General features: G+C 72.5%; 20 protein-coding genes and 1 pseudogene. 9 read left to right on the plus strand and 12 right to left on the minus strand.

All coding sequences use genetic code 11. The features are described from left to right. Positions 1-2 precede the first annotated feature (2 nt). Positions 3-1,781: a cell wall metabolism sensor histidine kinase WalK gene (locus tag ASD18_RS06730; protein WP_056088432.1), complete on the plus strand. Its 1,779-nt coding sequence runs from the start codon at positions 3-5 to the stop codon at positions 1,779-1,781. 106 nt (positions 1,782-1,887) lie between these two features. After that, positions 1,888-3,291: an FAD-binding oxidoreductase gene (locus ASD18_RS06735; protein ID WP_056088434.1), complete on the plus strand. Its 1,404-nt coding sequence runs from the start codon at positions 1,888-1,890 to the stop codon at positions 3,289-3,291. 36 nt (positions 3,292-3,327) lie between these two features. Here the strand turns inward: ASD18_RS06735 and ASD18_RS21005 are convergent, their stop codons facing one another. The 4 genes from ASD18_RS21005 to ASD18_RS06750 all read right to left on the minus strand — a co-directional run bounded on the left by ASD18_RS21005 (position 3,328) and on the right by ASD18_RS06750 (position 7,180). After that, positions 3,328-3,546: a hypothetical protein gene (locus ASD18_RS21005; protein WP_156387908.1), complete on the minus strand. Its 219-nt coding sequence runs from the start codon at positions 3,544-3,546 to the stop codon at positions 3,328-3,330. Next, positions 3,527-4,261 (minus strand): signal peptidase I, encoded by a 735-nt coding sequence (locus ASD18_RS06740; RefSeq protein WP_082573597.1) that lies wholly within the window; start codon positions 4,259-4,261, stop codon positions 3,527-3,529. Before ASD18_RS06740 ends, ASD18_RS21005 begins: the two co-directional genes overlap by 20 nt. A gap of 5 nt (positions 4,262-4,266) precedes the next feature. After that, positions 4,267-4,977: a hypothetical protein gene (locus tag ASD18_RS06745; protein ID WP_056088437.1), complete on the minus strand. Its 711-nt coding sequence runs from the start codon at positions 4,975-4,977 to the stop codon at positions 4,267-4,269. Between the two features lie 79 nt (positions 4,978-5,056). Continuing rightward, positions 5,057-7,180 carry a bifunctional diguanylate cyclase/phosphodiesterase gene (locus tag ASD18_RS06750; RefSeq protein ID WP_235522280.1) on the minus strand — a complete coding sequence of 708 codons (2,124 nt, stop codon included), beginning with the start codon at positions 7,178-7,180 and terminating at the stop codon, positions 5,057-5,059. Between the two features lie 177 nt (positions 7,181-7,357). Between ASD18_RS06750 and msrB the strand changes: the two genes are divergently transcribed. From msrB to ASD18_RS21505, 3 genes and pseudogenes are all read left to right on the plus strand, one after another. Continuing rightward, complete coding sequence (msrB, locus tag ASD18_RS06755; RefSeq protein WP_056088441.1) at positions 7,358-7,759, plus strand: peptide-methionine (R)-S-oxide reductase MsrB; 402 nt, start codon at positions 7,358-7,360, stop codon at positions 7,757-7,759. A 124-nt stretch (positions 7,760-7,883) separates the two neighbouring features. Beyond that, complete coding sequence (locus ASD18_RS06760) at positions 7,884-8,666, plus strand: nuclease-related domain-containing protein (RefSeq protein ID WP_056088445.1); 783 nt, start codon at positions 7,884-7,886, stop codon at positions 8,664-8,666. An 86-nt stretch (positions 8,667-8,752) separates the two neighbouring features. After that, positions 8,753-9,052: pseudogene (locus ASD18_RS21505) on the plus strand (MarR family winged helix-turn-helix transcriptional regulator); the annotation flags it as partial. 205 nt (positions 9,053-9,257) lie between these two features. Here the strand turns inward: ASD18_RS21505 and ASD18_RS06765 are convergent. The 3 genes from ASD18_RS06765 to ASD18_RS06775 all read right to left on the minus strand — a co-directional run bounded on the left by ASD18_RS06765 (position 9,258) and on the right by ASD18_RS06775 (position 13,085). Beyond that, positions 9,258-10,913, minus strand: coding sequence for an MDR family MFS transporter (locus ASD18_RS06765; RefSeq protein ID WP_056088448.1), 1,656 nt, complete (start codon positions 10,911-10,913; stop codon positions 9,258-9,260). Positions 10,914-10,975: 62 nt separating this feature from the next. Beyond that, positions 10,976-11,458: a MarR family winged helix-turn-helix transcriptional regulator gene (locus ASD18_RS06770; RefSeq protein WP_056088451.1), complete on the minus strand. Its 483-nt coding sequence runs from the start codon at positions 11,456-11,458 to the stop codon at positions 10,976-10,978. A 139-nt stretch (positions 11,459-11,597) separates the two neighbouring features. Further along, positions 11,598-13,085: a sugar porter family MFS transporter gene (locus tag ASD18_RS06775; RefSeq protein ID WP_056088454.1), complete on the minus strand. Its 1,488-nt coding sequence runs from the start codon at positions 13,083-13,085 to the stop codon at positions 11,598-11,600. Positions 13,086-13,262: 177 nt separating this feature from the next. On the opposite strand from ASD18_RS06775, the gene ASD18_RS06780 reads away from it, so the two are divergent. The 3 genes from ASD18_RS06780 (at position 13,263) to ASD18_RS06790 (ending at position 15,859) form a co-directional block, all read left to right on the plus strand. After that, entirely contained in the window at positions 13,263-13,862 is a 600-nt protein-coding gene (locus tag ASD18_RS06780) for a hypothetical protein (protein WP_056088457.1), read from the plus strand. 369 nt (positions 13,863-14,231) lie between these two features. Next, positions 14,232-14,852: a DUF47 domain-containing protein gene (locus ASD18_RS06785; RefSeq protein WP_056088459.1), complete on the plus strand. Its 621-nt coding sequence runs from the start codon at positions 14,232-14,234 to the stop codon at positions 14,850-14,852. Positions 14,853-14,857: 5 nt separating this feature from the next. Then, positions 14,858-15,859, plus strand: coding sequence for an inorganic phosphate transporter (locus ASD18_RS06790; protein WP_056088463.1), 1,002 nt, complete (start codon positions 14,858-14,860; stop codon positions 15,857-15,859). A 67-nt stretch (positions 15,860-15,926) separates the two neighbouring features. On the opposite strand, the gene ASD18_RS06795 is transcribed toward ASD18_RS06790, so the two are convergent. The 3 genes from ASD18_RS06795 to mshD are packed head-to-tail and all read right to left on the minus strand — an operon-like array spanning position 15,927 to position 20,106. Next, positions 15,927-16,904 (minus strand): NUDIX hydrolase, encoded by a 978-nt coding sequence (locus ASD18_RS06795; RefSeq protein ID WP_056088465.1) that lies wholly within the window; start codon positions 16,902-16,904, stop codon positions 15,927-15,929. Next, positions 16,901-19,138 (minus strand): RNA degradosome polyphosphate kinase, encoded by a 2,238-nt coding sequence (locus tag ASD18_RS06800; protein ID WP_056088468.1) that lies wholly within the window; start codon positions 19,136-19,138, stop codon positions 16,901-16,903. The genes ASD18_RS06795 and ASD18_RS06800 overlap by 4 nt, the downstream gene beginning before the upstream one ends. Next, complete coding sequence (mshD, locus tag ASD18_RS06805) at positions 19,135-20,106, minus strand: mycothiol synthase (protein WP_082573605.1); 972 nt, start codon at positions 20,104-20,106, stop codon at positions 19,135-19,137. Before mshD ends, ASD18_RS06800 begins: the two co-directional genes overlap by 4 nt. A gap of 169 nt (positions 20,107-20,275) precedes the next feature. Between mshD and ASD18_RS06810 the strand changes: the two genes are divergently transcribed. After that, on the plus strand, positions 20,276-21,397 hold the full coding sequence (locus ASD18_RS06810; protein WP_056088471.1) for an NAD(P)-binding domain-containing protein: 1,122 nt from the start codon (positions 20,276-20,278) through the stop codon (positions 21,395-21,397). Positions 21,398-21,455: 58 nt separating this feature from the next. Here the strand turns inward: ASD18_RS06810 and ASD18_RS06815 are convergent, their stop codons facing one another. Continuing rightward, the gene (locus ASD18_RS06815; protein ID WP_056088474.1) at positions 21,456-22,889 is read right to left on the minus strand and encodes a cellulase family glycosylhydrolase; all 1,434 of its coding nucleotides are present in this window, start codon (positions 22,887-22,889) and stop codon (positions 21,456-21,458) included. A gap of 149 nt (positions 22,890-23,038) precedes the next feature. Next, a complete protein-coding gene (locus ASD18_RS06820; RefSeq protein WP_056088477.1) occupies positions 23,039-24,151 on the minus strand; it encodes an esterase family protein in 1,113 nt (370 codons plus the stop codon). Between the last annotated feature and the right edge of the window lie 52 nt (positions 24,152-24,203).

The following is a 24,203-nucleotide window of genomic DNA, read 5'->3' on the forward strand; positions in this document are numbered from 1 at the left end:
GCATGAGCGAGATCTGGTCGACCGAGCGCACCGACCTGCTCACGACGAGCTCGCGCTTCGTGCGGCGCCTCGCCCGCCACCTCGGACCGGACGGCGGCGTGGTCGAGCGCCAGCTGCCGTTCGTCGGGGTGTTCTTCGTCGCGCTCCTCACGCTCCTGATCCCGGGCGTCCGCGTGACCAGCCCGGTCGACGTGCTCATCGCCGGGGCGCTCACCGCCGGTCAGCTGGTCGCCGCACGGCTGCTGCCCTGGAGCCGGTGGCCCGAGGCCGCCCAGGACGTCCTGCCCGTGGTCCAGCTGCTGGCCGTGGCGCTCCTGCGTGCCGGGACCGGCGGGCCGGGTTCGCCGTACACCACGCTCGTGTTCTTCCCCGTCATCACGCTCGCGTCGCAGCGCGGACGGCGGGGGATCCTGCTCGCCACGCTCGGGGTCGCCGGGGTGGTGTTCTCCCCGGTCCTGCTCGCGAGCGTGCCCGTCACCGTGGACACCGTCGTCCGGACGCTGTTCGTCACGCTCGTGGCCCTCGTGGTCGCCGTCACGGTGCACGAGATCACGGCCCGTCTCCGGGCCCGCAGCGAGGCGCTGCTGTCGCTGCAGATGGACCAGGCGGTGCTGCTGGACCGTGCCCGCGCCGACGCCGTCGAGCTCGCCCGCGTGGCCAACCAGCGGCGCGCGGCCCGCGACCAGCTGATCTCCGTGATCGACTCCGCCACCGAGCAGGCCATCATCGCGACGGACGCCACCGGCATGGTCGAGGTGTTCAACGCCGGCGCGGAGGGTCTGCTCGGGTACGGGCAGGGCGAGGTCGTCGGACGCATGCGCCTGACCGACTTCCACGACCGCGACGAGCTGGAGGCGCGCCGCGCGCTGCTGTTCTCCGACGACAGCCCGATCGACCACCCGCAGACCCTGGTCGACGCGCTCGTCGCGCCGGCGCTCGCGGGCAGGCCGGAGGTGCGGGACTGGACGTACATCGCGCGCGACGGTGTGCGGATGACCGTGCGGCTCGCCGTCACCCGGCGCGCCGAGGCGGACGGCACGACGAGCGGCTACGTCGTCGTCGCCACCGACGTCACCTCCGAGCGCGAGGCGGCGCGGCTCCAGGACGAGTTCGTCAGCCTGGTGAGCCACGAGCTGCGCACACCGCTCACCTCGGTGCTCGGCTACCTCGAGCTGCTCACCGACGGCACCGACCCCCTGTCCGACGAGCAGCGCGAGTACCTCACCGTCATCGAGCGCAACGCCCGGCGCCAGCTGCGCCTCGTCGGCGACCTGCTGCTCACCGCCCAGGTGGACGCGGGCCGGTTCTCCATCTCGCCGCAGCACATCGACGCCGGCGAGATCGTGTCCGCCGCGGTGGCGGCCGCGGCCCCGGCAGCCGAGGCGGCCGGCATCGAGCTGGTGCCCTCCGTGACCTCGACGGTCCTCGACGCCGACCCGGTCCGGCTCGCGCAGGCCGTCGACAACCTGGTCTCGAACGCGATCAAGTTCACGCCGTCCGGGGGGACGGTCCGGCTCGAGGTCGGTCCGGGGGAGCGGGGCGGCGCGGTCATCGTGGTCGCGGACAGCGGCATCGGCATCCCGCCCGACGAGCTGTCCCAGCTGACCCACCGCTTCTTCCGGGCGTCGACGGCCACCCGGCGGGCCATCCCCGGCGTCGGGCTCGGGCTGTCGATCACCAAGGCCGTGGTCGACGCGCACGGCGGCTCGCTGAGCATCGAGAGCACCCTCGGTGAGGGGACCAGCTTCACGATCACGTTGCCGGCCACGCCCCCGGGCTGACGTACTGCTCCGCAACTCCGGACATCTCGGATGTATCAGGCGGCCCCGGCCGTGTCCCCTTCTGCCCGTGCGCCGAACGACGGCGCGGACAGGAAAGGGCACGATCATGACCATCCTCAGCTCGCTGATCGGTGCGGACTACCGTCCGGCCACCGCAGCAGCCGTGCAGGCGCTCGCCGACTCCGGCGTCCCTGTGCACCTGCCCGGCACCGAGGCGTACACCGCTCTCACGGGCACCAGCAACCTCCTCAAGGCGATCCGGCCCACCGCCGTCGTCGCCGCCCGGGGGTCCGACGACGTCAGCCGCACGCTGCGGGCCGCGGCCACCGCCGGCGTCCGCGTGGCCGTCCAGGGCACCGGCCACGGGGCCACCGAGACCATGCAGGACGCGATCCTCGTCAGCACCGCGGCCCTCGACGAGGTCACCGTCCACGCCGACGAGCGCTGGGCGCGCATCGGCGCGGGCGTGAAGTGGGCGGCCGTCCTCGAGGCGTGCGCGCCGTACGGGCTCGCCGGCCTGGCCGGCTCGTCGCCGGACGTCGGCGTCGTCGGCTACCTGACCGGCGGCGGTCTCGGACCGGTGGCCCGCACCCACGGGCTCGCGTCCGACACCGTGCGCGCGTTCGAGCTCGTCACCGGCGACGGCGTGTTCCGCCGCGTCACCGCGGAGAGCCACCCGGACCTGTTCTGGGGCCTGCGCGGAGGCAAGGGCGCGCTGGGCATCGTCACCGCGGTGGAGATCGACCTCGTCGACCAGGCGGAGCTGTACGCCGGCGCCCTCTGGTTCGGCGCGGCCGACGCGGCCGCGGTGATCCGCACCTGGAGCCAGTGGTGCGAGCTGCTGCCGGAGGAGGGCACCACGTCGATCGCCGTGATGCGGCTGCCCGACATGCCGATCTTCCCGGAGCCGCTGCGCGGGACCACGTCGGTCTCGGTGCGCTTCGCCTGGACCGGTGACCCCGCCGTCGGCGAGGAGATGATCCGGGCGATCCGCTCGGTCGCCGCGCCGCTCATCGACACCGTGCAGGTCATGCCGTACTCGTCGCTCGGCGACGTGCACAGCGACCCCGTGGACCCGATGCCGCTGCACGAGCACCACAGCCTGCTGCACTCGTTCGGGATCGACGGCGCCGACCGTCTGCTCGAGCTGGTCGGCCCGGACGCGCAGACCGCCCAGGCGATGGTCGAGGTGCGTCAGCTGGGCGGCAAGGTCCGCGACGACCGCGGCCTGCCCAGCGCGTTCCCGCACCGCGACGCGGCGTACTCGCTCTTCACGATCGGCGTGATGATCCCGGAGATCGCCCAGATGGTCACCGCCGACACGGCTCGGGTGCACGACGGGCTCGCCGCCTGGACGCGTCAGGGCGGGCTGCCCAACTTCACCGACACGGCGGGCCAGGAGTGGATCGAGCGGGTGTTCACGCCCGACGCAGCGCGCCGGCTGCAGATGCTCTCGCTGGTGTACGACCCCGACGCCGTGCTCCTCGGGGCGCGCGGCCTGCGGTCCTGACCCTGACGGCGCCGACCCCGCGCGGGGCCGGCGCCGTCACGGGACCGGCGCCGGGTCGGGCGGGACGGAGAACGTGATCGACACCTCGGTGCTGTCGGTGAACTGCGCGGACGTCGAGCCCACCAGCGGGCTCAGCAGCGCCGCCACGGCGAACGCGAGCACGATGCCGAGGCGCACGAGGCCGCCACGGTCCACGGACCAGAAGGAGCGGCGGCCAGGGGCGACGTCGTCGCGCTCAGTCGAGGAGGAGCTCATCGACCCTCCTGTCCATGTGGTCCGTGCGCACCGGGCTCGCCCGACGGGCACGCCGCGCGTCGCCGATGGCGAGCAGCTCGAGCGTAGCGAGCGCGACCAGTGGCGGTACGAGCATCGTCGCGCGTCCCTGCGCGGATCCTGCCCACTGCAGCACCCAGCCCCAGCCCCGGTGCACCGCGAGCTGCACGCCACGGATCCGGCCGATCGGGGTCGCGTTGACGTCGGGCTCGGCGTTGGCGTCGCCCTTGGTCACCACGTACGACTTGGTGAGCTGCTCCCCGGCGGCGTTCAGCTTGGGCACCATCCGGCCGGTCGCCTCGTCCTGGCGGAGGTCCGGCAGCTTGCGCAGCGCCACGATGCGGTGCGTGACCAGCTCGGTGGTGCCCATGGGCCAGAACGAGATGACCTGACCCACCTTGAGGTCGGACTCGTCGGAGATCGCCCGGAGCACCACCGCGTCACCCGCGTCGAACTTCGGTGCCATGGAGCCGGACGTCACGATGAGCAGGCGCTGGCCGTGCGCCTGGAACCACAGCGGCACCGCCAGCGACGTGGCGTAGGCCGCCCCGCAGATGACGACGACGGTCCACAGGGCGACACCGACGAGCCGGCGCCACGTGGGCTTGGGAGCACGAGCACGCCGCCGACCGAGCACGCGCGGCGCGCGTCGGTCGACGGCTGGGGCGTCTCGTTGCCCGTCCGACCAGGGGGCCATCAGGCTCAGGTGTTGTTGGCCGTCTGCTCGGCGTTGAAGAGCAGGGTGAGCTCGACGCCGGAGTCCTGGTACTCGTTGCCGGCGGACGAGGGGAAGTCGACCCGCGCGCAGAGCCACTCGCTCGGGGTGCCCGCGTTGAGCACCCGGTCGCCGGTCTGGGCCAGCGTGGCCGGGCTCCCGACCAGCTCGGTGGTGGTGGCGGGCCACGGGGTGACCGTGCCCGCTGCGTTGAGCGGTGTGCCCGCGGTGTTGGCCGCGTTGCAGTCCGCTGCCGCGTCGACGCGGAACATCCTGAGCTCGAGGACGTTCGCCAGGTTGGCGCCCGTGGCCACCGCCGTCGTGCCGTCGGTGTCCTCGACGACGGGGCTCCCGGCGGGTCCGGCCGTCGGGACCGCGCTGTAGGAGATCGCGTACCGGAGCTCCAGGGAGCCCGTGCTGGAGACGAGGAGCGGGGCGAAGGTCGTGGCCCCGGGGTTCAGGTTCTGCGGCGCGAAGGCGAAGGCGGTCGTCGAGCCGACGACCAGGTCCACGGTCCCGCTCTGGATCTCGGCCGACACCGTGTCGTTGTCGGTGAAGATGGCGGACGTCGTCAGCGTCGTGGCACCGACGGCAGCGAGGCCGACGATCGCCACGGTGGTCCACAGGCGTCGACGGCGGGGTGCGTCGTGGTGCACCGGTGCGGGGTCGATCATCTCCTGGAGCAGGTCGTCCATCATGCGGGAACCCCCCTTGGGGCGAGAGTCGAGACTGTCGTATCGGCACCTCGGGGCCCGACTTGAGACGAAAGCACGATACTCACCCGATCGAGTTGTCTGCGCCAGGCGCTCGCGGTGGGCGCGCCCGACGGGTGCTGGTGGTCGGGGTCGTCGCCAGGACGACCCCGCTGCGCGTGCCCCGACCACGTCGCGGACGCGGCACCGACTGGGTCAGGGGGAGGTCGTCGGCCGGGACCGCCTGCGAGTAGAGGAAGCCCTGGGCCTGGTCGACGCCGAGCCGGCGCAGGATCACGGCCGTGGACTCGTCCTCGACGCCCTCGGCCACCACCCGCAGGTCGAACGAGTGCGCCAGGTCCACCATGGCCTGCACCACGACCTCCGAGCCCTCCCGTCCGTCGACCCCCAGGTCGGCGACGAACAGCCGGTCGATCTTCAGCTCGTCCACGGGCAGGTCCCGCAGCTGGGAGATGGACGTGTTGCCGATGCCGAAGTCGTCGATGGCCACGCGGATGCCGAGCGCGCCCAGCCGCTCGAGCACCGGGACCACCCGTGAGGGGTCGGCCACCAGCGCGGTCTCCGTGATCTCGACCTCGAGCAGGTCCGGCGGCACGGAGTGCTCCTCGAGCAGCGACTCGATGAGGTCGACCACGGCCGCGGTCGTCACGTCGTGCGCCGAGAGGTTCACCGCCACCGGCGTCGCACGGCCCTCGGTCCGCCACGCGGCCAGCTGCGTCACGCACTCCGTGAGGGCGTACCGCGTGACGTCGTGGATGAGGCCGGACTGCTCGGCGAGGGGGATGAACGTGGTGGGCGGCAGCACGCCGCGCGTCGGGTGCACCCAGCGCATGAGGGCCTCGAGCCCGACGGTCTGGCCCGTCGCCAGCTCAATCTTGGGCTGGTAGTGCATGCGCAGCTCGCGCGGGGCGTCCGCCGCGGGGGTGAGCGCGCGGTGCAGGTCGCCCAGGAGGACCAGGCGGGCCGGCGACGAGTCGTCCTCGTCGGCCGAGTACACCGAGACGCCGGTGCGGCGGTGCTTGGCGGCGTACATCGCGACGTCCGCGGTGCGCATGAGCGACGACGGGTCGGTCGCGTGGTCGGGCAGGCACGCCACGCCGACCGACGTGTCCACGTGCAGGGGCAGCTCGCCGAGCATGAAGGGCGGGACGAACAGGCCGCGCACCCGGCGGGCCAGCCGTTCCGCGTTGGCCACCGAGCGCACATCGGGCAGCAGGATCGCGAACTCGTCGCCACCGAGCCGCGCCACGATGTCGTCGTCCCGCAGCGCCCCCCGCAGCCGCTCCGCGACCTGCTCCAGCAGCTCGTCGCCGCGGTCGTGGCCGAGCGAGTCGTTGATGTCCTTGAACCGGTCGATGTCGAGGAGCATCAGGCCGACGCGAGAGCCGGTCTCCTCCGCCTCGAGGATCGTGCGGCGCATCCGCTCGGCGAGCATGCGGCGGTTGGGCAGTCCCGTGAGCGAGTCGAGCAGGGCGAGCCGGGCGTTCTCGAGCGCCGTCGCCTGCAGCCGTCGGGAGGCCGTCCACACGGTCCGGAACAGGACCGTCCAGAGCGCGAGGAGGCCGACGCCCACCACCAGCGACACGGTGCGGACGGCGTCGGCGAGGGCGATGCTGGCGGCGTCGTGGTTGAGCATGACCTCGGCCGCGCCGACCACGTCGTCGCGCGGCCGTGCGGGGTCGCGCCCCGCGGTGTCGCCCGCCTGTACCGGCACGTAGACGTCCAGGACGCGCCGCTCGGTCCCGCCCTCGCCCTCGACCTCGGCTCCGCGCACGTCGGTGATCACGCGGGCGCTCGGCCGGCCGTCCTTCTGCGTCACCAGGTCGAGCCGGGCGCCATCCGGGAACCCGGTCGTGGTCTGGTCGGCGGAGCTGTAGATGAGCGAGCCGTCGAGCGCCCACAGCCGCAGCTCCACCAGCCGCTCGCCGAACCCGGCCGTCGCGGCCTCCACGGCGTCCCTCTGCTCCGGGGTGAGGGCGTCCTGCGTCACGTAGGAGTCGGTCGGCACGGTGGCGTTGGCGTAGGAGGTCACGGTCTCGGCGGTCGCGATGCCGTCCCGCACCGACTGCTGGCTCATCACGCTCCACGTCACCGCCACGAGCGCGAGCCCGAGCACAGCCATGGCCGCGATGCTGATGACCGCGAACGAGCGCGTCAGCGGCCAGCGACGGCGGGTTGCTCTTGGCACGCGGGACCTCGTGAGCTGGGGCGAGCGCGGGTCGGGAGGGGGCCGCGCTGAGCCGAGAGTATTCGTTCTCTCGGCCGGACAGCGACATCCCAGGTCAGAGGGATTGCCCCGGCGCGTCGGGAACGTCCGCACCCGCTCGGCGGTTACATCGGACGCCAACTTCCCCAGGAGGATCCGATGACGTACGAGGTGACCAAGACCGACGAGCAGTGGGCCCTGGAGCTGGAGCCGCAGGAGTTCGCCGTGCTCCGGCGCGCCGGGACCGAGCGGCCCTGGACGGGCGAGCTGCTGGACGAGAACCGGACGGGGGTCTACCGCTGTCGGGCGTGCCGCAACGAGCTGTTCCGCTCCGACACCAAGTTCGACTCGCACTGCGGCTGGCCCAGCTTCTTCTCGCCGCTGGCGGGCGACCGGGTGGAGCTGATCTCGGACCGCAGCCTCGGCATGGTCCGCACCGAGGTGCGCTGCGCGAGGTGCGGGTCGCACCTCGGGCACGTGTTCGACGACGCCCCGCAGACCCCCACGGGCGACCGGTTCTGCATGAACTCGGTCAGCCTGACGTTCGAGGCCGAGGGCTGAGCGCACCTGCGCACGAACTCGTTCGGGGTGTCCTCCGGCGTGCCGGACCCGACACCCCGAACGGGCGACGTCCAGATGGTCGACACGTGTGAAGTCCGGGCGCCCGGGTGCCGATAATGCACGCGTGGAAGATGTCCTGACGGTGCGGCGGTGGAGGCGGTACGGCGCCGACCGTCTCTATGTCACGCAGGAGTCCGGCGCCCGGGTCGGATCGGTCGATCTGCAGTCCGGCGAGGTCGTGGTCGACGACCCGCTGCTCGAGAGCGGTCTGCGCCGCGCGGCGCAGGCGTACCTGCGCGCCGACGTGTCCGAGCTGGCGCTGAGCATGCCGACCACCGCCAACGGCGACCTCCACCCGGTCGACGAGGCGGCGCTGCAGGCGTGGCTCGGCGGCGAGGACTGGGACGCGATCGACCTGGCGACCCGGCGCGGAGAGCGCGGGAGCTCGGTCCGCACCCGGCTGGAGCGCCTGGGCGACGAGGGCTGGCAGGTCATCCACGACGTACCGCTGGGCCGCCAGGGCAGCCTGGTCGAGCACCTCCTCATCGGCCCGGCCGGCATCTTCACCGTCGCCGAGCGCCGGCACCCGGGACAGCGCGTCGTGGTCGAGGGACGCACCCTCGAGGTCGACGGCCGCTCCATGTCGTACCTGCGCGACGCGCGGCTCGAGGCCACCCGCGTGCAGGGTGCGCTCCTGGCGGCCGCGTGCGCGGCGATCACCGTGCGCGGCGTGGTCGTGGTGCACGGCGACCTCGAGGTGCGCACGGTCCAGCCGGGGCACGACGCGTTCGCCATCGCGCGCCAGGACGTGCAGGCCGTCTTCCGCGCCATGCCGGTGCGGCTCGACCCGGCGCGCATCGCCGCGATCGCCCACGTCGCGCGTCAGCGGTCGACCTGGTCGCACTGACCCGCGCCTCCCTGGCGAGGGTCCGGGGTGTTGACACCCCCTGGCTGCGGTGATCTGCTGAAACGCTTCCACCTGCTCGGGTGGCGATGCAGCGATCTGTGTGCTTTCTCCGCCAGGATGTCCCCGTGGTCGACGAACAGTTCCGCCAGCTCGAGCGAGAGCTCGGCCTCCTCCTGCGCCGCGCGCAGGCGTCGTCGGCAGCGATCTCGCGGGACGTCCATCCCGACCTCGAGCCCGCCGCCTACTCGCTCCTGGCGCTCATCGCCGCGTCGCCCGGGGTGCGGGCGAGCGATCTCGCCATGAACATCGGCGTCGGGCGCGGGACCATGTCCCGCCAGCTCGCCCGCCTCGGCGCCCTCGGGCTGGTGTCCCGGCGGCCCGATCCCGACGACTACCGGGGTCAGCTGCTCGAGCTCACCGACGAGGGGCAGCGCCGCTTCGAGAGCGCGCAGCAGGCCCGGCGGACGTTCCTGCGCCAGGCGCTGACCGGGTGGGGCGAGACCGACATCGCGGCGCTGGCCACCCAGCTCGGTCGGCTCAACTCGGACCCCCCCCGGTCTGAGGACCGGGGGGCGCGTCCGTGTGCTGCGGTCAGTCGCGTGTCGCGACCCGCTGCTCGTCGGTCAGCGTCTCCAGCTCGGCGTCGACTGCCGCCTCCGACGTGGCCGGCGCGAGCATCGCGGCCTCCTGCTCGAGGAGCTGCTCGATGCCCGAGCGGTTGCCCAGCGGCACCTCCTTGAGGAACAGGACGGCGATCAGCGAGATCAGCGCGACGGGCGTGGCCACGAGGAACAGGTCCGCGACCCCGTTGCCGAACGCCTGCTCGACGACCATCCGGATGTTCTCCGGGAGGGTCGACAGGTCCGGGATCGCTCCGTCCGAGCCCATCGCGGACGGGTCGATGCCGATCGCCGTGAGGCCCGTGGCCATCAGGTCCGTGACCCGGTGGGAGAGCACGACGCCCAGCGCGGAGACACCGAGCGCGCCGCCGAGGGTGCGGAAGAACGCGACCGTCGAGGTGCCGGAGCCGACCTCCCGGACGTCCAGGGTGTTCTGCACGGCGAGCACGAGGTTCTGCATGAGCATGCCGACACCCGCGCCGATGACGACCAGGTACAGCGAGACCAGCGTGAAGCTCGTGTCGAAGTGGATGGTGCCCATGAGCCCCGTGCCCGTGGTGAGCAGCACGGCGCCGGCGATCATGAACTTCTTGTACTTGCCGGTGCGGCTGATGATCTGTCCGGAGATGGTCGAGGAGACCAGCAGGCCGACGATCATCGGGATGGTGAGCAGGCCCGACTGGGTCGGTGTCTTGCCGCGCGCCAGCTGCATGTACTGGCTGAGGAACACCGTGGTGCCGAACATGGCGACGCCCACGGCGATGCTGGCGACGACGGAGAGGACCAGCGTCCGGTTCTTGAACAGGTGCAGCGGGATGATCGGCTCGGCGGCGCGGGACTCGACCCACACGGCGAGCGCGAGGGCGAGCAGCGAGCCGCCCAGCATGGCGGCGGTCTGCCAGGAGGCCCAGTCGAACGAGGTGCCGGCGAACGTGATCCACAGGAGCAGGGTCGCGATGCCGATCGACAGGAGCGTGGCGCCGGCGTAGTCGATCGTCACCTGGCGGGACTTGCGGGCGGGCAGGTGCAGGGTCCGCTGGAGCACGATGATCGCGGCGACCGCGAACGGCAGGCCGAGGAAGAAGTTCCAGCGCCAGCCGGCGCTGTCGGTGATGACGCCGCCGAGCAGCGGGCCGCCGACCATGCCGATGCCCATCACGGCACCCATGAGGCCCATGTACTTGCCGCGCTCGCGCGGGCTGATGATGTCGGCGATGAGGACCGTGCCGAGCGCGGTCAGGCCACCGGCGCCGATGCCCTGCAGGGCGCGCATGCCGATGAGCATGCCGGTGTCGTGGGAGAACCCGGCGAGGGCCGAGGAGATCACCGAGATCGCCAGTGCGAGCTGGATGAGCAGCTTGCGGTCGACGAGGTCGGCCAGCTTGCCCCAGATCGGGGTGGAGATCGTGGTCGTGAGCAGGGTGGCGGTGACGACCCACGTGAAGGCGGACTGCGTGCCGTCGAGGTCGGAGATGATCCGCGGCAGCGACGAGGACACGACGCTCGTCGCGAGGATCGAGACGAACATCCCGAGCAGGATGCCCGAGAGGGCCTCGAGGACCTCGCGGTGGGTCATTTTGGGGGCGATCTCGGCGGTGCTCGTGGGCGTGGGGGTGGTGCTGGACATGGTCTCGCTCTCGTGGGTGCTGGCAGGGAGACCCGGCGACGTCGGCAGGTCGGGAGGTGGGTTCAGGCAGAGGTGAGGACGCCGGCTGCGTCCGCGGGGGCGGCGAAGCGGGACACGGACTCGCCGAGCCGGTCCAGGGTCGCGGCGGCGTCGAGCAGCTCGCCGGGCGACCAGTCCGCGAACACGTCGGCGGCGCGCCGCCCGAGGGCGGCCGCGATCTCCACCGCGAGCGACCGGCCGGCGGGGGAGAGCTGGATGGTGCGGGCGCGGCGGTCGTCGTCGGCGACCGCGCGCTCGACCAGCCCCTCGTCGACCAGCTGGCTCACCTGGCGGCTGGCCACCGAGATGTCGACGCGCAGGATGTGCGCGAGGTCGCTCACCTGGAGGGTGCCGCGGTGCTGCAGGATCCGGACGATCGCGAGGGTGCCCTTGGAGCACCCGATGTCGCGGGCCACCCCCAGGGACGACTCGCGCAGCGCGCGGTTGAAGGCCTCGACCGACCGCAGCAGCGTCTGCGGGGGCGTCTCGGGCTGGGCGGACGGCATGGGACTCCTTTTGTTGCTTGATGCAACCATACGACTTATAATTGCTTCAAGCAACTGACGCCGGGTGTTGTTCCCCGCACACGCACGACGACGCGGCCGGGCCTGTGGAGAGGCCCGGCCGCGTGCGGTGGGTCGTGCGTCAGGCCGACGTGGAGGTACCCCGACGACTCCGGTCCACCTTGACGCCCTCCATGTCCTCCAGCTCGATGCCCTTGGTCTCGGGCACCTTCCAGAGCGTGAAGAAGAACGAGAGCGCCGCGAAGATCGCGTACATCAGGTACGGGATCGATGCGCCGAACGCTGCCAGCATGGGCGGGAACGAGACCGTGATCAGGAAGTTCGCGATCCACTGCGCCGCCGCCGCCACGCCCAGGGCCGCGGCCCGGATGCGGTTGGGGAACATCTCGCCGAGCAGGACCCACACCAGCGGGCCCCACGTGGCGCCGAAGAAGACGACGAACAGGTTGGCGGCGATCAGGGCGATGACGCCCCACGAGCCGTCGAGCGTGACGTCCTCGCCGGACCCGGACGACTGCGTGAACGCGAGCGCCATGATGCCGAGCGTGACGGCCATGCCCGCGGAACCCGTGAGCAGCAGCGGCCGGCGCCCGACCTTGTCGATGAGCGCGATCGCGATGAACGTCACCAGCACGTTGGTGATCGACGTGATCGTCGAGACCATGAACGACTGGCTCTCCTCGAACCCGACCGCCTGCCACAAGGTCGTCGAGTAGTAGAAGATGACGTTGATCCCGACGAACTGCTGGAACACCGACAGCAGGATGCCGATCCACACCACCGGCAGCAGCCCGAAGCGCGGGCCCTTGAGGCTCGCCTGCGACTCCAGCTTCTTGTCGGACTCGATCGTCTTCTCGATCTGGGCGACGTGGGCCTCGACGTCGTCGCCCTCGGCCAGCGTCGTGGCCAGCACCGCCTTGGCCTCCTCGCGCTTGCCGGTGGCGATGAGGTAGCGCGGCGACTCGGGGATCCGCAGGGCGAGGATGCCGTACACCGCGGCCGGGATGACCGCGACGATGAACATCCAGCGCCAGGCCTCGAGCCCGAACCACAGGTCCTCCGCCGCACCGCCCGCGGACGTCGCCAGGAGCTGGTCGGAGAGCAGGGCCGCGAAGATACCGAGCGTGATCGCGAGCTGCTGCAGCGACCCCAACCGACCGCGCATCGCCGCCGGGGCGATCTCCGCGATGTAGGCCGGCGCGATCACGGACGCGATGCCGATGCCGATGCCCGCCATCACGCGCCACAGGACCAGGTCCCAGGCGCTGAACGCGATGCCGGACAGGATCGAGGACACGAAGAACAGGACCGCGCCGAGGAACATCACCCGGGTGCGGCCCCACCGGTCCGCCAGCTTGCCGCCCAGCCACGCACCGAACGCGCAGCCCAGGAGCGCGATGGCGACGACGATGCCGGTGACGGCCGGGTCGATGTCGAACTCGCCCTCGATCGCGTTGACCGCGCCGTTGATGACCGAGCTGTCGAACCCGAAGAGGAAGCCACCGACCGCGGCGGCGACCGCGAGCCCGATGGCCTTGTTCTTGTACGGGTGCGGCGGTACGGCCGAACCGCCCGTCGCCCCCTGCGGCGACCCTGACGCGTGGGACATGTCGGTACCTCCGTGGCGCCCCCGAGCCGCTCCCGGGGAATCATCCCCACCTTGGACCTCACCCGGTGGGCGCGCACGTCGGAGGCGTGCCTGCTGGCTGCGGCCCGCCGTCCGGTGCAAGATCGTCCGATGGACGGGACAGGCGGTGGAGGGGCGAAGCGCCCTCGTCGACCCGCCATGCTCGATCCCGCGCAGGCCGAGGAGCTCCCCGGCGGGTACGACCCTGCGCTGCGCAACGAGGCGGCGCACACCACCGCGGCCGCCCTGGTGCACCAGGGCCGCGCGAACACCGACCCCGAGGTCGTCGCCCGGCTCGTGTCGCTCGTCGAGCGCGAGGGGCTCGACGTCGTCGCGGCCCTCTGGTCCGAGAGCCAGGCCGACAGCCTCCCCGGTGCCCTCTGGCGCCTCTACCTGCTTCGGGAGTGGGTCCGGCGCGATCCCGCGACCGTCGCCGACCGCTACCGGCTCGGCGTCGCGGCCGCCCCGGTGCACGACGCGGTGGCCGGCGTCGCCGACGCCCCCGGGCCCGCGGACGTCCGGGTGGTCGCCGACGCGGTCCTGTCGGGGGTCTACACGGGCGAGCTGGACGTCGCGCTCGAGCGAGCGGCCGCGTTCTGCCGGGTGCTCGCCACGGGTGCCGCGTTCGACGCCGACCACCTCGACGACATCGACCCCAGCGGAGCCGTGAGGCTGACCCGTGGCGCCGCGTCGCTGGTGCGCACCGCCGAGGAGCTGGAGCACGCGGCGTCCCTGTGGCGGGCGGACCGCCTGGAGTGACGTCGCCCACGCCCGGCGATCGCGCACGGGTGAACCCGCAGGTAGCGCACCGATCGCCCGCCTGCGGCACCCGAGGTCCCACGCCGCGACCGGCATCCGGGCGTACGATGAGCGGCGACGTCGGGCCGCGGTAGCCCCGGGCTCCATCTCAAGCCGCTTCGAGCGGCCACGCGCCGAGAGGCGCTCCGCGGTCCGGCGTCGCACACCCTCTCCGCCGGTTCATGGCGGACCCACGGGCGCCACCTGGCTGTCACCCTGTGTCCATGCGCACGATGGCGTGCGTTAGGCATTCCACCCAGCGTGTCCTAGCCTGATCCCGCCCTTCCTCCCTGGCTTTCCCCCCTCCCGCCCTGCCTTCCGGAGCCTGCCGTGCGCCTGCGCCTCACCCCGCGCGACACCACGTTCTTCGACTTGTTCGCCGCCCAGGCGGTCCATCTCGTCACAGGAGCCAACCTCCTCGGCGAGATGCTCGGAGCCGACCGCCCGACGCGCAAGGAGATCGGCAAGCGCATCGCCGACGCCGAGCACGAAGCCGACGACGCGACGCACTCGATCATGCGACGGCTGAACCAGACGTTCGTCACCCCGTTCGACCGCGACGACATCTATGACCTCGCCTCGAGCCTCGACGACTGCATGGACTACATGGAGGAGGCCGCGGACCTCATCGTCCTGTACAAGGTGGACGCGCTGCCCGCGCGGGTGTCCGACCAGGTGCAGGTGCTGCAGCGGGCCGCCGAGCTCACGGCCGAGGCCATGCCCCGCCTGCGCTCCATGGAGTCGCTGTCCGAGTACTGGGTCGAGGTCAACCGCCTCGAGAACCAGGCCGACAAGATCCACCGCAAGCTGCTCGCCCAGCTGTTCGACGAGGTCACGGACCCGATCCAGCTGATGAAGGTCAAGGAGATCGTCGAGAAGCTCGAGGACGCCGCCGACGCCTTCGAGAAGGTGGCGAACACCGTCGAGACCATCGCGCTCAAGGAGTCCTGAGCCAGGTGGAGCTCGCGCTCGTCATCGTCGTCGTCGCGTTCGCGCTCGGATTCGACTACACCAACGGGTTCCACGACGCGGCCAACGCGATCGCCACCTCGGTGTCGACCCGGGCCCTGACGCCCCGTGCTGCCCTCATCATGGCGGCCGTCTTCAACCTCGTCGGCGCCCTCCTGGGCACGCAGGTGGCGACGACCATCGCCGAGGACATCATCAGCATCTCGAGCGTCAGCTCCCAGGAGGCGCTGATCATCGTCCTGTCCGGGCTGATCGGCGCCATCACGTGGAACCTCATCACCTGGCGTCTCGGCCTGCCCTCGTCCTCGACGCACGCGCTGATCGGCGGGCTGACGGGCGTCGGCATCGCGTCCGGCGTCACGGTGCACTGGGACGCGATCCTCGACAAGGTCGTCATCCCGATGATCCTGTCGCCGTTCGTCGGGTTCCTGCTCGCGTTCCTGCTCATGGTCGGGGTCCTCTGGTTGGTCCGGAACTCCGCACCCGCACGCACCATGCGCCGGTTCCGGATCTCGCAGACCGCGTCCGCGGCGGCCATGGCCCTCGGGCACGGCCTGCAGGACGCGCAGAAGACCATGGGCGTCATCGTGCTCGCCCTCGTCGCCGGCGGGTTCCACACCGGCGACACCATCCCGCTGTGGGTCAAGCTCTCCGCCGCGACCGCGATCTCGCTCGGCACGTACTCCGGCGGCTGGCGGATCATGCGCACCCTCGGCCGCAAGGTCATCGAGCTGGACCCCGCGCGCGGCTTCGTCGCCGAGTCCGTGGCGGCCTCCGTGCTCTACGCCAGTGCCTACTGGCTGCACGCGCCCATCTCGACGACGCACACGATCACGTCCGCGATCATGGGCGTCGGCGCCACCAAGCGGCTCTCCGCGGTCCGCTGGGGCGTCGCCGGGAACATCGGCGTCGCGTGGGTGCTGACGATCCCCATGGCCGCCCTCGTGGCCGCGTGCGTCTACTGGATCCTCAACCCGATCCTCACCTGAGGACCTCTCCCAGCACGGTGCGAGGCGCGGCCCGAGCGATCAGGCGGCGCCTCGCGTCGTTCCCGGGCTAGAGCTCGTGCGGCCGGTGCGTCTCGGTGGCGACCACCCGCGGACCCTTGGGCGTCTGGGCGACGTGGGCCACCAGCACCTGGGCCGGGTGCAGGAACGGGTCCGCCCGGGGCAGGGCGTCCGCGACCGGGCGCCGGGCGTGCTGGGCCAGCACGTCGACCACGGTGGGCAGCACGGGCCGGTGGGTGCACAGGACGGCGTCGCCGCCGAGCTCCAGGAGCGTGAGCACCTCGGCGGCCACCCGTGCGGGGGAGGTGGAGTGCTGCGCCTCGGTGAGGATCGACGAGACCTCCGGGGTGAGCTGCGCCGCGGCGGCGTAGGGCGCGATCGTGCTCACGCACCGCGCCCACGCGCTCGTGACCACCTTGCCGACGCCGAACGTGGACAGGACCGAGACCAGCGCGCGCGCCTGACGCTGGCCCTCGGGCGTGAGCGGGCGGTCCAGCTCCGTGCCCTTCCAGTCCGAGCGCCGGCGTGCCGTGCCGTGCCGCGCGACCACCAGGGCGCGGGTGTCCAGCCTGCCCTTGTCGTAGGCCTCGACCAGCTCGGCCAGCGGCTCCTGGTCGTCGTCGCGGGTGAGCCGCTTGGACGCGGCGGCGACGTCGCACCACCGGAGCTGGTCGATCTCCTTGGTCGACGCGGGCGGCACGGGGGGTCGGGCGCGCAGCGCGGCCGCGTCGGGCCGGCCGGCCACCTGGGCGGCCCAGTAGTGCACGCGCTTGAGGCGGCCGTCGGACAGGGGGTACTCGAGCCCGGGCAGCGGGATGCCGAGCACCACGTCGTGACCGGTCTCCTCGGCCACCTCACGGGTCGCCGCCGAGAGGATCGTCTCGCCCGGGTCCACCTTGCCCTTCGGCCAGGACCAGTCGTCATAGCGGGGTCGGTGCACGAGAGCGACCTGGAGCCGCCCCAGGCGAACGCGCCACACGAGGGCGCCGGCCGCCTCGACGACGGCCGGTGCCTGGACGGGGCTCACCGCCCGGTGCCCGGCCGGCGCCGTTGCCGGTAGATGAGCGCGGCCTGCAGGTCCATGAGCGGTCCGTCCGGACCGAGGTGGTGCCGGGTCCACGTGCCGTCCTGGTCGAGGTGCCACGAGGAGGTGCCGTCGTCGGTGGACTCGTCCATGAGCTCGATGAGCTCGCTGACCTGGTCGGGGTCGGCGATGCGGACCAGGGCCTCCACGCGCCGGTCCAGGTTGCGGTGCATCAGGTCCGCGGAGCCGATGTAGACCTCGGGCCCGTCGAACGTGGCGTCGGCCTGGGGCGTGGCGCAGGCGAACGCGAAGATCCGGGAGTGCTCCAGGAACCGGCCGAGGATCGAGCGCACGCGGATGTTCTCCGACAGGCCGGGGACCCCGGGCCGCAGCGCGCAGATGCCGCGGACCACCATGTCCACGGGGACTCCAGCCTGCGAGGCGCGGTAGAGCGCGTCGATCGTGGCCTCGTCGACCATCGAGTTGACCTTGATCTTGATCCACGCCGGCTGGCCCATCCGCGCGGCGGCGGCCTCGCGGTCGATGCGCTCGATGAGCCCGGCCCGCACCGAGCGGGGGGCGACGAGCAACCGGTGGAACCGCGACTTCGGGGCGTACCCCGACAGCTGGTTGAACAGGCGCGTGAGGTCCTGGCCCACCTCCGGGTCGCTGGTGAGCAGCCCGTGGTCGGTGTACAGCCGCGCGGTCTTCGGGTTGTAGTTGCCCGTGCCGATGTGGCAGTAGCGGCGCAGCCCGTCGGACTCCTGGCGCACCACCAGCGACAGCTTGCAGTGCGTCTTCAGGCCGACGATGCCGTAGACCACGTGCACGCCGGCCTGCTCGAGCTTGCGGGCCCAGGAGATGTTGTTCTGCTCGTCGAACCGCGCCTTGATCTCCACCAGGGCCAGCACCTGCTTGCCGGCCTCCGCGGCGTCGATCAGGGCGTCGACGATGGGGGAGTCGCCCGACGTCCGGTACAGGGTCTGCTTGATGGCGAGCACCTGCGGGTCGGCCGCCGCCTGCTGCAGGAACACCTGCACTGAGGTGGAGAACGAGTCGTACGGGTGGTGCAGGAGGATGTCGCGCTCGCGGATCTTGGCGAACATGTCCGCGGGCGTCGCGCTCTCCACCTCGGCCAGCTGCCGGGGTGTGGACGCGATGAACCGGGGGAACTGGAGGGAGGCCCGGTCCAGGTCGGCGATGAGGTTGAGTCCGGTGGCGTCCAGCGGCGCGGGCAGCTGGTACACCTCGTCCTCGGCGACGTCGAGCTCGCGGATGAGCAGGTTGCGGATGCGCGGGCTGATCCCGTCGGCGATCTCCAGGCGCACGGGTGGTCCGAAGCGCCGGCGCAGCAGCTCCTTCTCCATGGCCTTGAGGAGGTTCTCGGCGTCGTCCTCCTCGACCTCCACGTCCTCGTTGCGGGTGACCCGGAACGTGTGGTGCTCCTGGACGACCATGCCGGGGAACAGCTGCTCGAGGTGCTCGGAGATGACGTCCTCGACCGGGACGAACGACATCGGGCCCTTCTCGGGCGACGCCGCCTGGACGTCGGGGGCGCTCGGCCGGCCGGCCGCGTCGACGGCGATGAACCGGGGCAGCAGCGGCGGCACCTTGACGCGGGCGAAGTGCTCCTTGCCGGTGGCGGGGTTGGTCACCACGACCGCGAGGTTGAGCGACAGCCCCGAGATGTACGGGAACGGGTGCGCGGGGTCGACGGCCAGCGGGGTGAGCACCGGGAAGATCTGGCGACGGAAGAACTTGCGCAGGCGGTCCTGCTCGCTCTCACCCAGCTCGTCCCAGCGGACCAGCGTGATGCCCTCGTGCGCCAGCGCCGGCTGCACCTGCTCCGCGAACACCGCCGCGTGGCGGGCCATCAGCCGGTGCGCCTCCTCGCTGATGGACTCGAGGACCTGCCGGGGGGAGAGGCCAGACGCGGCGGTCACGGCGATCCCCGTGGCGATCCGGCGCTTCAGACCGGCCACCCGGACCATGAAGAACTCGTCGAGGTTGGACGCGAAGATCGCCAGGAACCGCACCCGCTCGAGCAGCGGGATGTCCTGGTCCTCGGCCAGCTCGAGCACCCTCTGGTTGAACGCCAGCCACGAGAGCTCGCGGTCGAGGAACCGGTCGGTGGGCAGGGGCTCGAGGTCCACGGCGGACTCGTCGAGCTCGGCCTGCGCCATGTGCTCGGCGATGTGGGCCGCCAGGGCCGGATCGATGGCAGGGGCGTCCGTCATGCGCCCATCGTGACACCCGGAGGTGAACTCGGGGTATCCGAACCGAACATGACGTCGACCGCGGACCGGACGAAGCCCGCGCGCTCGTACGTGTGCACGGCGACGGTGTTCTCCGCTCCGGTGTACAGGATGGCGGCGGTCAGCCCGCGGGAGGCCAGGTGGTCCAGCCCGAGCGCCGTGAGGGCCCGCCCGAGGCCCAGCCCTTGCGCGTCCGGGTCGACGCCGACGACGTAGATCTCCCCGACCGGGTCCGGGCCGTGCTCGCCGGCGGGGTGCACCTTGGTCCACACGGAGCCCAGCAGGATGCCGTCGCGCTCCGCCAGCAGGAAGCCTGCGGGGTCGAACCAGGGCTCCGCCTCCCGGGCGCGCAGGTCCGCCGACGTCATCCGGCCCTGCTCCGGGTGGTACGCGAACGCGCGGGAGTTCACGCGGCGCCACGCGTCCTCGTCGCGCCCCGGCTCGAACGGCCGCACCGTGACCCCCGTCGGGAGGCCGGCCGTGCTGGGTGGGCGGGTGGTCAGGTCGAGCCGCATCTGCAGGAGCTCGCGCACCACGGGCATGTCCGAGTCGTCCGCGAACGCCCGCGCGGCCGGGAGGTCCCCGTGCGCCCAGACCCGCAGCTCCCGGCCCGGGACCACCGACGCCTCGGCCCGTGCACGGTCCACGAGCGCGCGGCCGATCCCGCGGCGGCGGTGCGCCGGGTCGACCACCAGCTCGGCCTTCACGGAGGACTGCGTGCCGACGTCCAGCTGCGCGTACCCGACCAGGCCGTCGACGCCGGTGGCGTGCAGGTGGATGACCGGGGCCTCCGCCTCGGTCAGCCAGAGCAGCGGCTGCTCGGACAGGGGGGCGACACCGTCCGCGGCCGCCGCCCGGTCCGCGAGGGCGCGGACGGCATCGGCGGTCGCGGTGGTCAGCGGACCGGCCGTCGCGCTGAGGATGACCTGCGCGGACGCGTCGTCGAGCATGGGCCCATCCCACCACGACCGGGACCTGCGACGGGGGTGCCGGGCGGGTGAGCGGGTACGTTGGCGGGCGATGGATGCCTCTGGGAGCCCCCCGACGACGGCTGACGGGACCCCTGACACCCGCCGGTCGCGACGGGCGCGCCGATCGCCGTCCGCCGCCGCGAGCCCCGTGGACGTGACCGTCGCCGTGATCGGTGCCGGTCAGGCCGGGCTGTCCGCGGCCTACCACCTGCGCCGCGCCGGGCTGGTGGCCGTGGGGGAGTCCGGCTGGGAGACCGCGCCCGCCACCTTCGTGGTGCTCGACGACGCCCCGCAGGCCGGAGGTGCCTGGCAGCACCGGTGGCCCGGGCTCACCATGGCCGACGCGCACGGGGTCCACGACCTGCCCGGGATGCCGCTGCTGGTCCCGGACCTCACCGAGCCGGCGGCGTTCGCGGTGCCGTACTACTTCGCGCAGTACGAGGAGGCGTTCGAGCTGCGCGTGCAGCGGCCCGTGCGCGTGGAGCGCGTCGAGACCGACGGCGACCGGCTGCTCGTGCGGTCGCGCAGCATCGAGCGGCCTGACGAGACGGTCGTCTGGCGCGCCCGCGGGCTGATCAACGCGTCCGGCACGTGGCAGAAGCCGTTCTGGCCCGCCTACCCCGGCCGCGGCGGGTTCCGTGGGCGCCAGCTGCACTCGCACGACTTCCAGCTCCCCGAGGACCTCGCCGACGGGCACGTGGTCGTGATCGGCGGCGGCACGTCCGCCGTGCAGCTCACGCTCCTGCTGGCCCGCGTGACGACGACCACCTGGGTCACCCGCCGGCCGCCGCAGTGGCGCGACGAGGCGTTCACCCCCGAGGTCGGCCGCGAGGCCGTGGCGGAGGTCGAGGAACGCACGCGGGCCGGCCTGCCGCCGCAGAGCATCGTCAGCGTGACCGGCCTGCCCCTCACCCCCGAGTACCGGATCGGCATCACCGCGGGCGTCCTGCGCGCACGCCCCATGTTCGACCGGATCACCCCCGACGGTGTCGAGTGGGACGCCCCGGACACGCCCGGCGACGGCTGGGTGAGCGGCCCGGGCCACGTCGCCGCGCGCACCCTGCTCTGGTGCACCGGGTTCCGCGCGTCGCTCGACCACCTGGCCCCGCTCGGCCTGCGCGCCCCCGGCGGCGGGATCGTCATGCACGGCACCCAGGTGGACGCCGACCCCCGGATCCAGCTGGTCGGCTACGGCCCGAGCGCGTCCACGGTCGGCGCCAACCGGGCCGGCCGCGAGGCCGTGCGCAACCTCCGGAGCCTCTGGGTCTAGCGGGCACGGCGCAGGGCCGGGTCGTCGTCGCGACCCGGCCCTGCGCCGTCCTGGGACCTCAGCCGGCGGTGCAGCTCACCGTGGTCGAGGCGCTCGGCGCGGTGCCGGCACCCACGAAGCCGTACGTGGTGCTCGAGCCGGCGCCGAGGAGCCCGTTCCACCCGGCGTTCGACACGGTCAGCGCGGTGCCTGACTGCGAGTACGTCCCGGACCAGCCGCTCTGGACGGTGCCGCCGGCGGGCAGCGAGAACGCCGTCTTCCAGCTGCTGATCATCGCGGTGCCGGCCTTGACGGTGACGGCCGCCTGGTAGCCACCGGGCCAGGTGTTGCTCACCACGAGGGCCGCGGTGCACGTCTTGCCCGTCGGAGCCGGGGTGGTCGGTGCCGGCGTCGTGGGTGCGGGCGTGGTCGGTGCCGGGGTCGTCGGCGCGGGAGTGGTCGGTGCGGGGGTGGTGGGGGCCGGGGTCGTCGGCTGGACGCCGCCGTAGACCTTGGCCGTCACGGCCGTCGACTTGATGCCGTTGGTGCCGTTGAAGATCCGCGTCCCCCAGGAGGACAGCTGCGCCGGGTTGAAGCCGGTCACCATGTCGAGGTACTCGACGCCGCCGCCGTTGCCGGACCAGGACCAGCCGTAGTAGCCGATGCCGCGCTTGACGGCCTCGGACATGATCGTGTCCTCGTCGGGGTCGCCGTCGGAGTGCATGTTCCCGAACTCGCCGATGACCAGCGGCAGACCCTTGGCCTTGAAGGCGTCGAGGTAGGCGTTGATGGTCGAGGCGTTGTTGTAGACGCCGTACATGTGCACGGAGAACAGGACGTTCTTGTCAGGGTCGGACGCGGCCACGGTGGCGGCGTTGTCGCGCATGATGCCGGCCCAGTCCTGACCCCACGAGGGGGCGTCGATCACGATGTTGTGGTGCAGGCCGGCCGCGCGGAGCTTGGCGATGGCGGCGGAGCTGGCGGAGGCCCAGGTCGCGTTGGTCGTCGCGTTGTTGCCGAACGGCTCGTTGCCGATGTTGATCTGGACGTAGTCCTCCTGGCCCTGCAGCGCGGACGCGATGCTGACCCAGTAGTTGGCCGCGGTGTCGAGGGTGACCGCGCCGCTCTGCTCCCCGTAGCCGGTGGTGTCGTGGTTCTCGAGCATGCAGACGAGCTTGTTGGCCTTGCACTGGCTGATGATGCCGGCCACGTCGGCCGCGTCGTTCTTGGTCCAGCGGTCGCCGCCGGACAGGACGACGCGGAGCGCGTTGGCGCCGGCGGCGCGGATGGCGGGGATCGCGGTCGGCGTCTGCGAGACGTACCAGGTGTGGGCGTGGCTGACGCCGCGGGCGATGAACGGGGTGCCGTCCTTCTCCACGAGCTGGGTGCCGGAGACGTGCAGGCCGGGAGGCGTCGCGGCCTGGGCCGACGTGGAGATCAGCGACGTCGCACCGAGCGCGACGACGGCGGCAGCCAGGACGGCGCCGGACAGCAGGGACCTACGAGACCTCATGGGACTTCCTCGTTCCGTGGGCATCTGGGGACCGCGCAGCGGGCGGTCGACGTGTGGATGCACCCGCCCGCCGTTCCGCCGGCCGGCCGGCGGGCGGGTGCGTGGTCACACAACCAGGTCGGGGAGGCGCTCTCCATCGCCTAAACGCTTCACGGCATGTGCGCGGACGCGAACACCAGTCCGTAGGGGATCGCGACCCGCGCCATGGTCCAGGTGTGCCGCTGCCCGGGCTCCTCGCGCTGGAGCACGTCCTGCCCCCGCGCCGCCAGGCTCTCGGCGATCGCGGTGCCGTCCCGCCGGGGCTGGCCGTGCTCGCGACCGGCGATGTCGACGAAGAGCGCGACGTCGTGCGGGAGGGGGATCGTGGGCGCGTAGCCCAGGACGTCGTGCTCGTCCCACTCGGCCTCCGTCGCGAGCATCGCCCGACCGCCCGCGCCGGGGTCGCCGTACGGCTCGATCGCCAGGATCGTGCCGTACAGCTCGGGGTGCCGCAGGCCCTGGTCCAGCGCGCAGAAGCCGCCCGCCGAGAAGCCGCCGACCGTGCGGTGCTGCCAGTCCGCCGCGGTCCGGTACGCCCCGTCGACCCACGGGATCACCGTGTCGGTCAGATAGGTCTCGACCTGCGACCCGCCTGTCGTCGAGTCGAGGCACTCGGTGTCGGCCGCGCCGGGTCCGGTGCCGTTGACGTCCACGCCGACGACGATCATCGGCTGCACCAGCCCGTGCGCGAGCAGCACGTCCATCGCGTGCGGGACGTCGCCGGCCGCGAACCAGTCGCCGCTCGCGCCGGGCGTGCCGTGCACGAGATAGACGACCGGGTACCGGGTCGACCCGTCCGGATACCCCGGGGGCGTGTAGACCCAGGTGAGGCTGTCGTCCGGCATGCGGTCGGCTGCGGGTGCCGGGATCTGCACGGACTCGACCCCGCCGTCGTGCGTGCCTGCGGCGTGCGCCTCGGGGGCCTGGCCGATCCCCCGGCTCGCCAGGGCCACGCGGGCGGCAGCCACGTCGGGCGCGTAGCCCACGACGATGTTCGCCACGAACAGGGCCGCGAGCGCGACGGCGAGGCCGGCGGCCGTCCACTGCGGCCACGCGCGCCGGTGCCCGGCGCGCCGACGGACCGCCCAGAGCACCGCGAGGACCGCGAGCAGCAGCAGCGCGACCACGGTCCACCACGAGCTGAGCCAGTCCCCGCCGGCCCCCAGCTCCTCGAGCACGTCGGCGGGGAGGTGGCTGCCGGGTGGATCCTGCGCACGGACCATCGGCTCCTCCTCGCCCGGGTGGGACGGGACCAGCCTGACACCCTCCCGCCGG

The organism is Cellulomonas sp. Root137, from assembly GCF_001426725.1.
Taxonomy (GTDB): Bacteria; Actinomycetota; Actinomycetes; order Actinomycetales; family Cellulomonadaceae; genus Cellulomonas.

What these genes read in the sequence shown, in the direction of transcription:
- ASD18_RS06730 (WP_056088432.1), top strand. Translation starts at nt 3, where the DNA reads ATGAGCGAGATCTGGTCGACCGAGCGCACCGACCTGCTCACGACGAGC.
- ASD18_RS06735 (WP_056088434.1), top strand. Translation starts at nt 1,888, where the DNA reads ATGACCATCCTCAGCTCGCTGATCGGTGCGGACTACCGTCCGGCCACC.
- ASD18_RS21005 (WP_156387908.1), bottom strand. Translation starts at nt 3,546, where the DNA reads ATGAGCTCCTCCTCGACTGAGCGCGACGACGTCGCCCCTGGCCGCCGC.
- ASD18_RS06740 (WP_082573597.1), bottom strand. Translation starts at nt 4,261, where the DNA reads ATGGCCCCCTGGTCGGACGGGCAACGAGACGCCCCAGCCGTCGACCGA.
- ASD18_RS06745 (WP_056088437.1), bottom strand. Translation starts at nt 4,977, where the DNA reads ATGATGGACGACCTGCTCCAGGAGATGATCGACCCCGCACCGGTGCAC.
- msrB (WP_056088441.1), top strand. Translation starts at nt 7,358, where the DNA reads ATGACGTACGAGGTGACCAAGACCGACGAGCAGTGGGCCCTGGAGCTG.
- ASD18_RS06765 (WP_056088448.1), bottom strand. Translation starts at nt 10,913, where the DNA reads ATGTCCAGCACCACCCCCACGCCCACGAGCACCGCCGAGATCGCCCCC.
- ASD18_RS06770 (WP_056088451.1), bottom strand. Translation starts at nt 11,458, where the DNA reads ATGCCGTCCGCCCAGCCCGAGACGCCCCCGCAGACGCTGCTGCGGTCG.
- ASD18_RS06775 (WP_056088454.1), bottom strand. Translation starts at nt 13,085, where the DNA reads ATGTCCCACGCGTCAGGGTCGCCGCAGGGGGCGACGGGCGGTTCGGCC.
- ASD18_RS06780 (WP_056088457.1), top strand. Translation starts at nt 13,263, where the DNA reads ATGCTCGATCCCGCGCAGGCCGAGGAGCTCCCCGGCGGGTACGACCCT.
- ASD18_RS06800 (WP_056088468.1), bottom strand. Translation starts at nt 19,138, where the DNA reads ATGACGGACGCCCCTGCCATCGATCCGGCCCTGGCGGCCCACATCGCC.
- mshD (WP_082573605.1), bottom strand. Translation starts at nt 20,106, where the DNA reads ATGCTCGACGACGCGTCCGCGCAGGTCATCCTCAGCGCGACGGCCGGT.
- ASD18_RS06815 (WP_056088474.1), bottom strand. Translation starts at nt 22,889, where the DNA reads ATGAGGTCTCGTAGGTCCCTGCTGTCCGGCGCCGTCCTGGCTGCCGCC.
- ASD18_RS06820 (WP_056088477.1), bottom strand. Translation starts at nt 24,151, where the DNA reads ATGGTCCGTGCGCAGGATCCACCCGGCAGCCACCTCCCCGCCGACGTG.